Source organism: Streptomyces sp. NPDC041122 (genome assembly GCF_055592445.1).
Map to the genome: position 1 here is coordinate 343,812 of NZ_JBVIYQ010000001.1, position 13,694 is coordinate 357,505.

Annotated in this window: 9 protein-coding genes and 3 tRNA genes; 4 read left to right on the top strand and 8 right to left on the bottom strand. The window is 71.2% G+C overall.

Annotated features, from left to right (window positions below; all coding sequences use genetic code 11):
- Positions 1 to 33: 33 nt before the first annotated feature.
- The 6 genes from ACZ6B8_RS01485 to ACZ6B8_RS01510 form a co-directional block, all read right to left on the bottom strand.
- Complete coding sequence (locus tag ACZ6B8_RS01485) at positions 34 to 1,995, bottom strand: ABC transporter permease (protein ID WP_471605945.1); 1,962 nt, start codon at positions 1,993 to 1,995, stop codon at positions 34 to 36.
- 30 nt (positions 1,996 to 2,025) lie between these two features.
- The gene (gene modA, locus ACZ6B8_RS01490) at positions 2,026 to 2,826 is read right to left on the bottom strand and encodes a molybdate ABC transporter substrate-binding protein (RefSeq protein WP_471605946.1); all 801 of its coding nucleotides are present in this window, start codon (positions 2,824 to 2,826) and stop codon (positions 2,026 to 2,028) included.
- 98 nt (positions 2,827 to 2,924) lie between these two features.
- A complete protein-coding gene (locus ACZ6B8_RS01495) occupies positions 2,925 to 3,323 on the bottom strand; it encodes a TOBE domain-containing protein (protein WP_471605947.1) in 399 nt (132 codons plus the stop codon).
- A gap of 499 nt (positions 3,324 to 3,822) precedes the next feature.
- Positions 3,823 to 3,899, bottom strand: a tRNA-Ile gene (locus ACZ6B8_RS01500).
- Positions 3,900 to 4,106: 207 nt separating this feature from the next.
- Positions 4,107 to 4,179, bottom strand: a tRNA-Asn gene (locus ACZ6B8_RS01505).
- Positions 4,180 to 4,184: 5 nt separating this feature from the next.
- Positions 4,185 to 4,257: transfer RNA gene (locus tag ACZ6B8_RS01510), tRNA-Asn, on the bottom strand.
- A 239-nt stretch (positions 4,258 to 4,496) separates the two neighbouring features.
- Between ACZ6B8_RS01510 and ACZ6B8_RS01515 the strand changes: the two genes are divergently transcribed.
- From ACZ6B8_RS01515 to ACZ6B8_RS01530, 4 genes are all read left to right on the top strand, one after another.
- On the top strand, positions 4,497 to 4,802 hold the full coding sequence (locus ACZ6B8_RS01515) for a YtxH domain-containing protein (protein ID WP_471074414.1): 306 nt from the start codon (positions 4,497 to 4,499) through the stop codon (positions 4,800 to 4,802).
- A 142-nt stretch (positions 4,803 to 4,944) separates the two neighbouring features.
- Positions 4,945 to 6,375, top strand: coding sequence for an FGGY family carbohydrate kinase (locus tag ACZ6B8_RS01520; protein ID WP_471074411.1), 1,431 nt, complete (start codon positions 4,945 to 4,947; stop codon positions 6,373 to 6,375).
- Positions 6,376 to 6,547: 172 nt separating this feature from the next.
- Entirely contained in the window at positions 6,548 to 8,281 is a 1,734-nt protein-coding gene (locus tag ACZ6B8_RS01525) for an ABC transporter ATP-binding protein (protein WP_471605948.1), read from the top strand.
- Complete coding sequence (locus ACZ6B8_RS01530; RefSeq protein WP_471074405.1) at positions 8,281 to 10,206, top strand: ABC transporter ATP-binding protein; 1,926 nt, start codon at positions 8,281 to 8,283, stop codon at positions 10,204 to 10,206. The genes ACZ6B8_RS01525 and ACZ6B8_RS01530 overlap by 1 nt, the downstream gene beginning before the upstream one ends.
- Positions 10,207 to 10,270: 64 nt before the next feature.
- Here the strand turns inward: ACZ6B8_RS01530 and ACZ6B8_RS01535 are convergent, their stop codons facing one another.
- Both ACZ6B8_RS01535 and dnaG read right to left on the bottom strand, forming a co-directional pair.
- Complete coding sequence (locus ACZ6B8_RS01535; protein WP_471605949.1) at positions 10,271 to 11,611, bottom strand: RNA polymerase sigma factor; 1,341 nt, start codon at positions 11,609 to 11,611, stop codon at positions 10,271 to 10,273.
- A 141-nt stretch (positions 11,612 to 11,752) separates the two neighbouring features.
- Positions 11,753 to 13,651, bottom strand: a complete 1,899-nt coding sequence (dnaG, locus tag ACZ6B8_RS01540) for a DNA primase (protein WP_471074399.1) — start codon at positions 13,649 to 13,651, stop codon at positions 11,753 to 11,755.
- Positions 13,652 to 13,694 lie beyond the last annotated feature (43 nt).

The window sequence follows — 13,694 nt, forward strand, 5'->3', positions numbered from 1 at the left end:
ACCGACCTCACGACCGACCTCACGACCGACGCGTCAGAGCTCGACCACCGAGACCTCCGTGGCCTTCACGCTCGTCCACACCTCGGCCCCGTCGACGAGCCCGAGGTCGAGCGCGGCCTGCGGGGTGATCTCGGCGACCAGGTCGGGCGCCTCCGGCGAGGCGATCAGGACGCGCAGCCGGCTCCCGGCGGTGGTGATCTCCCGTACCGTCCCGGGCCAGACGTTGCGCGGACTGCCCTCCGGCTTCCCGCGGTGCACGGACACCGCCTCCGGCGCGATGACCGCGAGCGCCGGCGCACCCGCCCCGGCCGTCGGCGGCTCGGCGACGACGAGGCGCCCCTCCCCCGCCAGCAGCAGCGAGCCGTCGGCGTCGACCGTGGCGGGCCAGGCGTTGCGGCCGAGCATCCGGGCCACCCAGGGCGACCGCGGATGCCGGGTGACGTCGGCGGGCGAGGCGTCCTGCAGCGTCCGCCCGTCATCGAGTACGAGGACCCGGTCGGCCAGCGACACCGCCTCGACGGGATCGTGCGTGACGATGAGGCACACCCCGCCGAACCCGTCGAGGTGACGGCGGAGGGTGTGGCGGACGTGGGCGCGGGTGGTCTGGTCGAGCGCGGCGAGCGGTTCGTCGAGGAGCAGCAGCCGGGGCCGCGCCGCCAGCGCCCGGGCGAGCGCGACCCGCTGGGCCTGCCCGCCGGAGAGCTGGGCGGGCCTGCGGTGCGCGAGGTGCCCGACGCCGAGCCGGTCGAGCCAGACCTGCGCCTCCCGGCGCGCCTCGGCACGCCGTACGCCCTGCGCACGCAGCCCGTACGCCGTGTTGCCCAGCGCGCCGAGGTGCGGGAAGAGGGCGCCTTCCTGGGGCACCCAGGCGACGCCGCGGCGGTGCGGCGGCAGCGCGGTGACGTCCCGTTCGCCGAGCCGCAACCGCGCGTGGGCGCGCGGGGTCAGCCCGAGCAGGGCGCGCAGCAGCGTGGTCTTGCCGGCGCCGTTGGGACCGACCACAGCGATGGTGGTGCCGGGTCCGGCGTCGAGGGTGAGCTGGTTGTGACCGGTGACGTCGGCGTGCAGGGCCCACTGTTCGGCCAGCTCCGGCGCCTTCACCGGCACGTCGGCCGGGGCGGCCGGATCGTCCCCGTCCGGGGAGTCGCCGGGGGTGACTTCCCGCGCCCGCACCCCTGCGGAGGCGCCGGTCGTCCACCGCCCCCGCAGCCCCACCAGCACGGCCATCGCGATGGCGAGCAGGAGCAGCGACAGTGAGGTGGCGGCCTCCGGCGAGTCCTGGAGGAGCAGATACACCTGGAGCGGCAGGGTCTGCGTGGTCCCGGGCAGGTTCCCCGCGAAGGTGATGGTCGCCCCGAACTCGCCGAGGGCCCGCGCCCAGGTGAGCGCGGCCCCCGCGACGAGCCCGGGGGCGACCATCGGCAGGGTGACGGTGAGGAACACCCGTACCGGAGAGGCTCCGAGCGAGGCCGCGGTCTCCTCGAATCCGGGCCGCAGCCCGCCCAGCGCGCCCTCCAGGCTGATCACGAGGAACGGCATCGCGACGAAGGTGGCCGCGACCACCGCACCCGAGGTGTGAAAGGGCAGCACGATCCCGAAGGTGTTCTCGAGCCAGGGCCCGAGGAGCCCGCGGCGCCCGAACCCGAGCAGCAGCGCGACGCCGCCGACGGTGGGCGGCAGCACCATCGGCAGCAGCACGAGGGACCGTACGAGCGCCTTGCCCCGGAACTCCACCCGGGCCAGCAGCCAGGCCAGCGGCACCCCGAGCACGAGCGAGAGCCCGAGCGCCCAGAAGGAGACGAACAGCGACAGCTTCAGGGCCTGGGTGACGCCGGGGGCGGTCAGATGCGTGCCGAGGTCGCCCCATTCGGTCCGCGCGAGGATGCCGACGAGCGGCATCAGCAGGAACGCGACGGCGAGCAGGGCGGGAACGGCGAGCGCGAACGGCGGCCGCGTACGGACGCGGGGGCGTGAGCCTGAACGAGAACGGAGCATGGCGATGGCGGCGGGTATACGGGGTGGCGGCTACGGCTTCTGGAAGCCCGCGTCCCGAAGGATCTTCTGCGCTTCGGGCGTGCTGAGCCACTTCACGAACGCGGCGGCGGCAGCACCATTCTTCGACCCCTTGAGGGTCGCGGCCGGGTAGGAGGCGACGGCGTTCTGCGCGTCGGGGATGTCGACGGCGTCGACCTTGTCGGTCGCGGTGGCGGCGTCGGTCTTGTAGACGATGCCGGCGTCGGCCTCACCGAGCTCGACCTTGCTTAGCACGGAGCGGACGTTGGCCTCCTTGGAGACCGGCTTCACGGAGATCTTCTGGGCGTCGAGGACCTGCTTGCTGTACCGCCCCACGGGCACGGTGTCGTCGGCGAGAACGACCTTCAGCTTGCTGTCGGAGAGGTCCTTGAGCGAGGTGACCTTCTCGGGGTTGCCCTCGCGGGTGGCGATGACGAGACGGTTCTTGGCGATGATGTCGGGCTTGCCCGTCTCCCCCTTGAGCCCGTCCATGGTCTTGGTGTCGGCGGTGACGAGGACGTCGGCGGGCGACCCCTGCTTCACCTGCGCGGCAAGCTCCTGCGACCCGGCGGCGGAGACGGTGATGTCGGTGCCGGGGTGCTCCTTCTCGTACCGCTTCTCGGCGGTGGCGAAGACGTCGGTGAGGGAGGAGGCGGCGAGAACGGTGAGCTTCACGTCCTTGCCGCTGCCGCCCTCCTTCTTCCCGTCACCGTCGTCATCACTGCTACAGGCGGCGAGGGGCACGAGCATGGCGGCGGTGACGACGGCGGCGGCGGTACGGCGGACGGTACGGGCGGAGAGCTGCGGGGACATGAGCGGGCTCCTGGCGGATGGGTAGAGAGAGGGAGACGGGGGACGGGGGACGGCGATCGGGAATCGAGAATGGAGAATCGGCGGAGGCGCGACCGGCCTCAGGCGCGGTCGATGTGCACGTTGGTGGACTTCACACGGGCGGTGGCCTCGACGCCGACCTCCAGGCCGAGTTCCTCGACGGCCTCCCGGGTGAGCAGCGAGACCAGCCGGTGGGGCCCGGCCTGGATCTCCACCTGAGCGGCGACGTCACCGAGCTTCACGGCGGTGACGATGCCGGGAAAGGCGTTGCGGGCGGTGGTGTACGAGACGTCTTCCTCCCCGGCACCACCGTTCTGCGCGAGCTCGACGGAGAACGCGGCGAGGTCCCGCCCGTCGATGAGCCGCCGCCCGGCTTCATCGCGATGCGTGACGACCCGCCCGGCATCGGCCCACCGCCGGGCGGTATCAGGACTGACCCCGAGCAGACGGGCGGCCTGCCCGATTGTGTAGGACTGCATGTGCGCCAAGATACGGCTGATGGGCTCGCATTTGTAAAAGTTGAGATGGATGCCCCATGGCAGGTGCGCCCGCACGCCCCTCTCTCTGGAGAAACCTCCAATTGCCCAGGCGCGTCTCGGGACACGGTCGAGGCCATCGAGCCATCACATCAGCGGCCTCGACCAGACACCGCCGACGACGCCCTACGTGATCGAGAGCTGCGGTGGGCCCACCTTCGGGCGGTGGGGGCTCTTTCGCCATGCCCGCGGTCAGCCGAGGCAGGGCGCGGAGTGCGCCCGGAGGAAGTGCCGCAACCGCAACCGTTGCGTGTGGCGCATGGGCAATTCGCCGAGTTCGGACTGCCCCTGCCCCCAGCCGGGGCCGCTGCACGTCTTGGTCGTTTGCTTCTCGGGCCAGCAGGGGGGCCAGCTACCGATCACTGGCGTGCCACCCGAACGGACGCCACCCGGAGGTTTGCGCGGTTGACGCAGGTGGAATCGTTCCTGCGCCCTGGCGCTGTGGTGGGGCGGGTGGGACTCGAACCCACGGCCGACGGATTATGAGTCCGCTGCTCTAACCGGCTGAGCTACCGCCCCTAACGGCGCGTCGCGCACATTTGTGCGCGCCGTCTGCCGCAGCATAGCCGCTCATACGATCTCCTGCTTCGGATGGTCGGCATCGCTCGACCATGAGGACCTCCGTGCTGCCCGCATGGTTCCACCAGGCGCGAAAGAGATGCGAAGCGCGCACGAACGGGCACGAAAAAGGACCCCCGAGGGGGTCCTCAGGGGTCCTTCGTACAGCTCTCCCGACTGGACTCGAACCAGTAACCTGCCGGTTAACAGCCGGCTGCTCTGCCAATTGAGCTACAGGAGACCGAGCTCCCCCGACTGGACTCGAACCAGTAACCTGCCGGTTAACAGCCGGCTGCTCTGCCAATTGAGCTACAGGGGATCGTCTCGTTGCATCGAACGCACCTACCTGGGAACTCTCCGGGCGGCGGGCGCTCGCTGCGACACATACATTAGCGCAAGCAGGGGGGTGCTCCGCCAATCGGTATCCCCCGGGGCGATCGACCGGTATCCCTGGAGCGATCAGCGGCGAGCGCCAGCACCGTGACGGCAGACAGTGACAGCAGAGCGACGCACGTGCGCAGCCGATGCAGCGGACGACGCAAGAGAAGGGTGGCAGCCATGCGGTACCGGCTCACATTCGTGGTGGGACTGGCCCTCGGGTACGTGCTCGGGACCCGGGCCGGACGCGAGCGCTACGAGCAGTTGAAGAAGTCCGCCCGCGAGATCTCGCAGAACCCGGCCGTGCGCAACACCGTCGAGTCCGCGACCCAGCAGGGACGTGAGGTCGCGGGCAAGGCCCTCCACTCGGTCTCCGAGAAGGTCGGGGACCGGATGCCCGACTCGGTCGCCGGCCGGGTCCGCTCCCTGCGCGAGCAGCGCGGACAGGCCGGGGCCGGGGACGACTGGGGCACCAGCAACACCTGACGGGGCCCGGCAGTCCCAGGGCGCGCCGCCCCGCCGAGGAAGCGGGGCGGCGCGTTCCGTATGCCGCGGCAGATTCCGGAGAGCGAACACAGGTACGGGACACGGGTACGGGCCACACCCCGCGGTGCGGCAGAATTCCCTCATGGGGATAGTCGCAGGGTTGGACAGTTCGCCCGATTTCACGCGCATCGTGGTCTGTGACACGGACACGGGCGCCGTACTCAAGCAGGGCTATGCCCCGCATCCGCTGGAGAGCGGCGAGGGCGGCTCGCGGCCGTCCGACGTCGATCCACAGGCGTGGCTGCTCTCCCTCGGCGAGGCCGCGGGCGGCGGGCTGCTGGAGGGCGTGCAGGCCATCGGCGTATCGGCCCAGCAGAACGCCCTCGTACCGCTCGACCAGCACGGCAACACCGTGCGGCCCGCTCTCGTCGGCAACGACCGACGGACCCAGGTCGCCGCCGTCGACCTCATCGACCGGCTCGGTGGCCGCGAGGCGTGGGCGCAGGCCGTGGGGTGCGTGCCCCGGTCCGCGGAGCCCGTGACGAAGCTGCGCTGGCTGGCGAAGACCGAGCCGGACGCCGCGCGGCGGGTCTCCGCGCTCATGCAGGCCCCCGACTGGCTCGTCTGGCAGCTGCTCGGCCGGCCCGCCCGCCGGACGACCGACCGCGGCGGGGCCTCGGGCACCGGTTACTGGTCCGCCGCGACCGGCACGTACCGCCCCGATCTCGTCGAACTGGCCCTGGGCCACCAGGCGATGCTCCCCGAGGTGATCGGCCCCGCCGAGGCCGCGGGCACCACCCCCGAGGGGCTGCTGATATCCGCGGGCACCGGCGAGACGATGGCGGCGGCCTTCGGGCTCGGGGTGCAGCAGGGTGATGCCGTGGTGTCGCTCGGGGCGTCGGGCTCGGTGATGGCCGTGCACCACGAGGCGCTCGTCGACGCGCGGGGGATCATCACCTCACTGGCGGACGCCACGGGACTGCATCTGCCGGTGGTCCACACGATGAACGCCGTACGGGTCCTGCGCGGCACGGGCGAGATGCTCGGGGTGACCGACCTGGAGGAGCTCTCCGCGCTCGCCATGAAGTCCACGCCGGGCGCGCACGGGCTCGTCCTGCTGCCCTACCTGGAGGGCGAGAAGACGCCGAACCTGCCGCACGCGGCGGGCACGCTCACCGGGCTGCGGCGCGAGTCGATGAAGCCCGAGCACCTGGCGCGGGCCGCCTTCGAGGGGATGCTGTGCGGGCTCGGCGACGCGCTCGACGTGCTGCGCGGGCGCGGGGTCGAGGTCCGCCGGGTCTTCCTGCTGGGCGCGGCCGCCGAGCTGCCCGCCGTCCAGGCCGCCGCGCCGATGCTGTTCGGTACGCAGGTCGTGGTGCCGCAGCCCGCGGACTACGCGGCGATCGGCGCGGCCCGGCAGGCGGCCTGGGCACTGACCGGTCAGCTGCCGTACTGGCAGGGGGCGGCGGCGCAGGTCTTCGAGCCGGGCGAGGAGCTCGCGGTGGGGCAGGCGGTGCGCCAGCAGTACGCGACGGTGCGCGAGCAGTCCCATCCGGGGGCCTTCGCCTCCTGACCCTCCGCAGCGAAGGGCCGCACGAAGATCCTTAAGTGGGCCCACTTCTTTACCCGGGCTGAAATTTGACCCGGTCATGGGTTAATCGGTTGCACACGCACGGGTCGGGTGTCGCAGGATTGAGGGCCACCTCGCCCATCCTGCCGACACCCGACTCCTCGAGAGACCGAGCGTGCTCATAAGACTCCTGCGGACGTACCTGCGTCCGTACCAGAAACCCATCGCCCTGCTGGTGCTGCTGCAGTTCCTGCAGACCTGCGCCGCGCTCTACCTGCCCTCCCTGAACGCCGACATCATCGACAACGGTGTCGTCGAGGGAGACACGGGCTACATCCTCACCTTCGGCGCCATCATGATCGCCGTCACCGTCGTGCAGATGGTCTGCAACGTCGGAGCCGTCTACTTCGGCGCGCGGACCGCCGCGGCGGTCGGCCGGGACGTGCGGGCCGCCGTCTTCGACCGCGTGCAGTCCTTCTCCGCGCGGGAGGTGGGCCAGTTCGGCGCCCCCTCCCTGATCACCCGGACCACCAACGACGTCCAGCAGGTGCAGATGCTGGTCCTGATGTCGTTCACGCTGATGGTGTCGGCGCCCATCATGTGCGTGGGCGGCATCGTGATGGCGCTCGGCCTGGACGTACCGCTCTCCGGGGTCCTGCTCGCCGTCGTGCCCGTCCTCGGCATCAGCGTGAGCCTGATCGTGCGGCGGCTGCGGCCGCTGTTCCGCACCATGCAGGAGCGGCTCGACACGGTGAACCGCGTGCTGCGCGAGCAGATCACCGGCAACCGCGTGATCCGCGCCTTCGTGCGCGACACCTACGAGAAGGAGCGCTTCCGCGGCGCCAACGCCGAGCTGACCGAGGTCTCGCTCGGCACCGGCAGGCTGCTCGCGCTGATGTTCCCGATCGTGATGACCGTCGTGAACCTCTCCTCGATCGCGGTGGTGTGGTTCGGCGCCCACCGCATCGACAGCGGCGGCATGCAGATCGGCGCGCTCACCGCGTTCCTCGCCTATCTGATGCAGATCGTGATGTCCGTGATGATGGCCACCTTCATGTTCATGATGGTGCCGCGCGCGGAGGTCTGTGCCGAGCGCATCGAGGAGGTCCTGGACACCGACAGCAGCGTGGTGCCCCCGGCCGCCCCGGTGCGCGAACTGCGCAGCCACGGCCACCTGGAGATCCGGGACGCGGGCTTCCGCTACCCCGGCGCCGAGGAGCCCGTCCTCAGGTCCGTCCATCTGGTCGCCCGGCCCGGCGAGACGACCGCGGTGATCGGGTCGACCGGCAGCGGCAAGTCGACGCTGCTCAGTCTCGTGCCCCGGCTGATCGACGCCACCGAGGGCGAGGTGCTGGTCGGCGGCGTGGACGTGAGCACCATCGAGCCCGCGCTGCTGGCACGGACCGTCAGCCTCGTACCGCAGAAGCCGTACCTGTTCGCCGGCACCGTCGCCACCAACCTGCGCTACGGCAACCCCGACGCCACCGACGAGGAGCTCTGGCACGCGCTGGAGGTCGCGCAGGCCAAGGAGTTCGTCGAGGGCCTGGAGGAGGGCCTGGACGCGCCCATCTCGCAGGGCGGCACCAATGTCTCCGGCGGCCAGCGCCAGCGCCTGTCCATCGCGCGCACGCTCGTGCAGCGCCCGGAGATCTACCTCTTCGACGACTCCTTCTCCGCGCTCGACTACGCCACCGACGCGGCGCTGCGGGCCGCGCTGGGCCGCGAGACCTCCGAGGCGACCGTCGTCATCGTCGCCCAGCGGGTGTCGACCATCCGGGACGCCGACCGCATCGTGGTCCTCGACGAGGGCCGGGTGGTGGGCACGGGCCGCCATCACGAACTGATGGAGAGCAACGAGACCTACCGGGAGATCGTGCTCTCCCAGCTGACGGAAGCGGAGGCCGCGTAATGCCCCCAGGTGGTATGGGCGGGCCCATGATGGGCCCCGACTCCCGGTCGATGAACTTCAAGGGGTCCGGCAAGCGGCTGCTCGCGCAGTTCAGGCCCGAGCGCGCCACGATGTACGCGCTGCTCGCGGCCGCCGTCGTGAGCGTCGCGCTCTCCGTGCTCGGCCCGAAGATCCTCGGCCGCGCGACCGACCTGCTCTTCGCGGGCATCGTGGGCCGTGACATGCCCGCGGGGACGACGAAGGAGCAGGCCCTGGACGCCCTGCGCGCCAAGGGCGAGGGCGGCATGGCCGACATGCTCTCCGGCGTCGACTTCACCCCCGGCGAGGGCATCGACTTCGGCGCGGTGGGCGAGGTCCTGCTGCTCGCACTCGGCACCTTCCTCATCGCGGGCCTGCTGATGGCCGTGGCGACCCGGCTCTCGAACCGGGTCATCAACAAGACCGTCTTCCGGATGCGCGCCGAGGTCCAGTCGAAGCTGTCGCGGCTTCCGCTGTCGTACTTCGACAAGCGCCAGCGCGGCGAGGTGCTGAGCCGCGCGACGAACGACCTCGACAACATCAACCAGACGCTGCAGCAGACGATGGGGCAGCTCATCAACTCGCTGCTGACCATCATCGGCGTGCTGGTGATGATGTTCTGGGTGTCCCCGCTGCTCGCCCTGGTCGCGCTGGTCACCGTGCCGCTGTCGTTCTTCGTGGCGACGAAGGTCGGCAAGCGGTCGCAGCCGCAGTTCGTGCAGCAGTGGAAGACCACCGGCAAGCTCAACGCCCACGTCGAGGAGATGTACACCGGGCATGCCCTGGTAAAGGTGTTCGGCCGCCAGGAGGAGTCCGCCGAGGCCTTCCGCGAGCAGAACGAGCAGCTCTACGAGGCCGGGTTCAAGGCCCAGTTCAACAGCGGTGTCATGCAGCCGCTGATGTTCTTCATCTCGAACCTGAACTACGTGCTGGTCGCCGTGGTGGGCGGCCTGCGGGTGGCCTCCGGGTCGCTGTCCATCGGTGACGTGCAGGCGTTCATCCAGTACTCGCGGCAGTTCTCGATGCCGCTGACGCAGGTCGCCTCGATGGCCAACCTCGTGCAGTCGGGCGTCGCGTCGGCCGAGCGGGTCTTCGAGATCCTCGACGCCGACGAGCAGGAGGCCGACCCGGTGCCGGGCGAGCGTCCCGACCGCCTGGAGGGCCGGGTCGGGATGGAGCACGTGTCCTTCCGCTACGAGGCGGACAAGCCGCTCATCGAGGACCTGTCGCTGGTGGTGGAGCCCGGTCACACGGTCGCCATCGTCGGACCGACGGGCGCCGGCAAGACCACGCTGGTCAACCTGCTCATGCGGTTCTACGAGGTGACGGGCGGCCGCATCACCCTGGACGGCGTCGACATCGCCGGGATGTCCCGGGACGAGCTGCGCACCGGGATCGGCATGGTGCTCCAGGACACCTGGCTGTTCGGCGGCACCATCGCGGAGAACATCGCGTACGGCGCGTCGAAGGACGTCACGCGCGAGGAGGTCGAGGAGGCGGCGCGCGCCGCCCACGCCGACCGTTTCGTGCGGACGCTGCCCGACGGGTACGACACCGTGATCGACGACGACGGCACGGGCGTGAGCGCCGGCGAGAAGCAGCTCATCACCATCGCGCGGGCGTTCCTGTCCGACCCGGTGATCCTGGTGCTCGACGAGGCGACGAGCTCCGTCGACACCCGTACCGAGGTGCTCATCCAGAAGGCGATGGCGCGACTCGCGCACGGGCGCACGTCCTTCGTCATCGCGCACCGGCTCTCCACGATCCGTGACGCGGACACCATCCTGGTGATGGAGAACGGCTCGATCGTGGAACAGGGCACGCATGACGCGCTGCTGGCGGCCGAGGGCGCCTACGCGCGGCTGTACGCGGCCCAGTTCGCGCAGGCGGTCGCCGAGGTCGACTAGGCCCGGAGCCGGAGACGGGGCCGGAAACGGGGCTGGTGTCGGGGCGTCCCTCAGGGGGCGCCCCTCAGTCCAGGTAGCCCCGCAGCTGGTCCGCGAAGGCGTGGTCGCGGAGTTTGTTGAGGGTCTTGGACTCGATCTGGCGGATGCGTTCGCGGGTCACGCCGAAGATCCGGCCGATCTCCTCCAGGGTGCGGGGGCGGCCGTCCGCGAGGCCGTAGCGGAGCTGGACGACCTTGCGCTCGCGCTCGCCGAGCGTGGACAGGACCGCCTCCAGGTGCTCGCGGAGCAGCAGGAACGCCGCCGATTCCACCGGGCTCGTCGCGTCGCCGTCCTCGATGAGGTCGCCGAGCGCGACGTCGTCCTCCTCGCCGACGGGCGCGTGCAGCGAGACGGGTTCCTGCGCCAGGCGCAGCACCTCGCTGACGCGCTCGGGCGCCAGGTCCAGATGGGCGGCGACCTCCTCGGGCGTGGGTTCGTACCCGCGCTCCTGGAGCATGCGGCGCTGGACGCGGACGACGCGGTTGATGAGCTCCACGACGTGCACCGGCACGCGGATGGTGCGGGCCTGGTCCGCGAGGGCGCGGGACATGGCCTGACGGATCCACCAGGTCGCGTACGTCGAGAACTTGTAGCCGCGGGCGTAGTCGAACTTCTCGACGGCCCTGATCAGGCCGAGGTTCCCCTCCTGGACCAGGTCGAGCATGGTCAGGCCGCGGCCCACGTACCGCTTGGCGACGGAGACGACCAGGCGCAGGTTGGCCTCGATGAGGCGGCGCTTGGCCATCCGGCCGAGGACGACCAGCTTGTCGAGGTCCAGGGCGAGTTGGGAGTCGAGGTCGGGGGTGTTGCTCAGCTTCTCCTCGGCGAAGAGACCGGCCTCGACGGCCCGGGCCAGCTCGACCTCCTCCGCCGCGGTGAGCAGCGGGATCCGTCCGATCTCGCGCAGGTACTGGCGGAACAGGTCGGACGAGGGGCCGCCGGCGTCGGCGCGGCTGCGCGGGGTGGGCAGATCGAGGGTCTCCGGCTCCAGCGCCTCGGGGGCGTCCTGGGCTTCGGGAGTTTCGGGGGTCTCGGGGGCTGCGACGTTCGTGTCCGGTGCGGTCGCCGCGTCCGGTGTCGTCGCCGTGTCCGGTGTGCCCGGCGCCTCCGGATGCCGGCTCCCGCGGCTCTGCGGTGGCACCGACTCCAGGACGCCGGATTCCGCATCCGCGCGCGCGGCGGTGTCGGTCTGGGTGAGGGTCTGGGTCTGCACGGGGGCGACCTCCAGGGTGATCGCAGCTGAGGCGTGCGGCAACGGGAGAGGGACGACGGCCTCGCCGCTGTCCGTCCCGGACACGATGTGTGGAACCGCGGGGGTGTCGGACCCGCTGTCTGCGGGTCGGCCGCGCTCCGAGGACTCAGGCACCGGAACCCAGTGTGGGGCACGACACACGGCCGCCACGAGGGGCGTGCGGTGACTTTTTGAGTCCGGTCCGTGACCGCGTGGTTACCCGGCGGGTAACCCCTGGGCCCCGGTCGAATCCCCCCGGGGCCCGCGAAGGCGCCCTCAGAGCGCGTCCGCGCCCCGCTCGCGCAGCGCCTGGCCGTACTGCTGCAGGACCCACAACTCGTTCTGGACGGCGACCAGATGCTGCGGGTCGCCGCCCGCGCCGAGCCGGGCGAGGCTGCCCTGGACGTCGCGGATGCGGCGGTCGACGGCGCGCAGCCGCACCTGGACGAGCTGGATGCCCGCGTACATCTCGTCGACCGTCTTGCGCAGGATCGCCTCGACGGCGAGCTCGGTGACCATGGAGCGGACCGCGTCGTCGGGCGCGGCCTCGCGGACGCGCACGAGGTACTCCTGGGGGTCCTGCGCGCCCTGCTCCGCGCCGCCCGCCTCCTCGATGGCGCGGCGCACCGCGGCGTAGGGCGGGGCGGTGAACTCGTCCAGGCCGTACGCGTCGAAGGCCGGGGAGACCAACTGCGGGTACTGCAAGGCGAGTTTGAGCAGCTCCCGCTCGGTGCGGTGGGCGGGGCTGCGGAGGTTGAGCGCGGGGCCGCTGAAGCCCTGGGGTGCGCTTTCGTACGCCGGTGCGTGGCGCTGGGGGGCCGGGGCGGGGCCCCGGCCGCCGCGGTCGCGGGCCCAGCGGGCCAGCTGGGCGACGCGCTTGACGACGAACTGGGTGTCGAGGATGCCGAGCATGCCGGCGAGCTGGACGGCGACCTCGTGCTGCGCGCCGCTGTTCTTGATGCGGGCGACGACGGGGCCGGCCTCGTCCAGGGCGGCGGCGCGGCCCGCGGGGGTCTCCAGGTCGTACCGGGCGACGATCTGGCGCAGCGCGAACTCGAAGAGCGGGGTGCGTGGTTCGACCAGGTCGGCGACGGCCGCGTCGCCCTTGGCCAGGCGCAGCTCGCAGGGGTCCATGCCGTCGGGGGCGATGGCGATGTAGGTCTCGGCGGCGAACTTCTGGTCGTCCTCGAAGGCGCGCAGGGCGGCCTTCTGGCCGGCCGCGTCACCGTCGAAGGTGAAGATCACCCGGGCCGAGCCGTTGTCCATCAGGAGGCGGCGGAGGATCTTGATGTGGTCGCCGCCGAAGGCGGTGCCGCAGGTCGCGATGGCGGTGGTGATGCCCGCGAGGTGGCAGGCCATCACGTCGGTGTATCCCTCGACGACCACCGCGCGGCTGGACTTGGCGATCTCCTTCTTGGCGAGGTCGATGCCGTACAGGACCTGGGACTTCTTGTAGATCGCCGTCTCGGGCGTGTTCAGGTACTTCGGGCCGTTGTCGTCGTCGCGGAGCTTGCGGGCGCCGAAGCCGACCACGTCGCCGCCGATGTCGCGGATGGGCCACATCAGGCGGCCGCGGAAGCGGTCGATGGGGCCGCGGCGGCCCTCCTGGGAGATGCCGGAGAGGGTCAGCTCCTTGTCGGTGAAGCCCTTGCCGCGCAGATAGCGGGTGAGGTGGTCCCAGCCCGCGGGGCTGTAGCCCACGCCGAAGTGCGCGGCGGCGGCCTGGTCGAAGCCGCGCTCGGCGAGGAACTTGCGGCCGATCTCGGCCTCGGGGCTCTCCAGCTGGTCCACGTAGAACTGCGCGGCGATCTTGTGGGCCTCGACCAGGCGGATGCGCTCGCCGCGCTGGTGGGCGGGGTTGTACCCGCCCTCCTCGTAGCGCAGCGTGATGCCCGCCTGGGCGGCGAGGCGCTCGACCGTCTCCGAGAAGGTGAGGTGGTCGATCTTCATCACGAAGGCGATCGTGTCGCCGCCTTCCTGGCAGCCGAAGCAGTGGAAGAGACCCTTGCTCGGGCTGACCTGGAAGGACGGGGACTTCTCGTCGTGGAAGGGGCACAGGCCCTTGAGGTTTCCGCCCCCGGCGTTGCGCAGCTGGAGGTAGTCGGAGACCACGGCGTCGATCGGGACCGCGTCCCGAACCGCCTTCACGTCTTCGTCATTGATCCTGCCTGCCACGTAGGAATACTACGGGGCGCCTGTGACACTCCTGCCCGGCCGG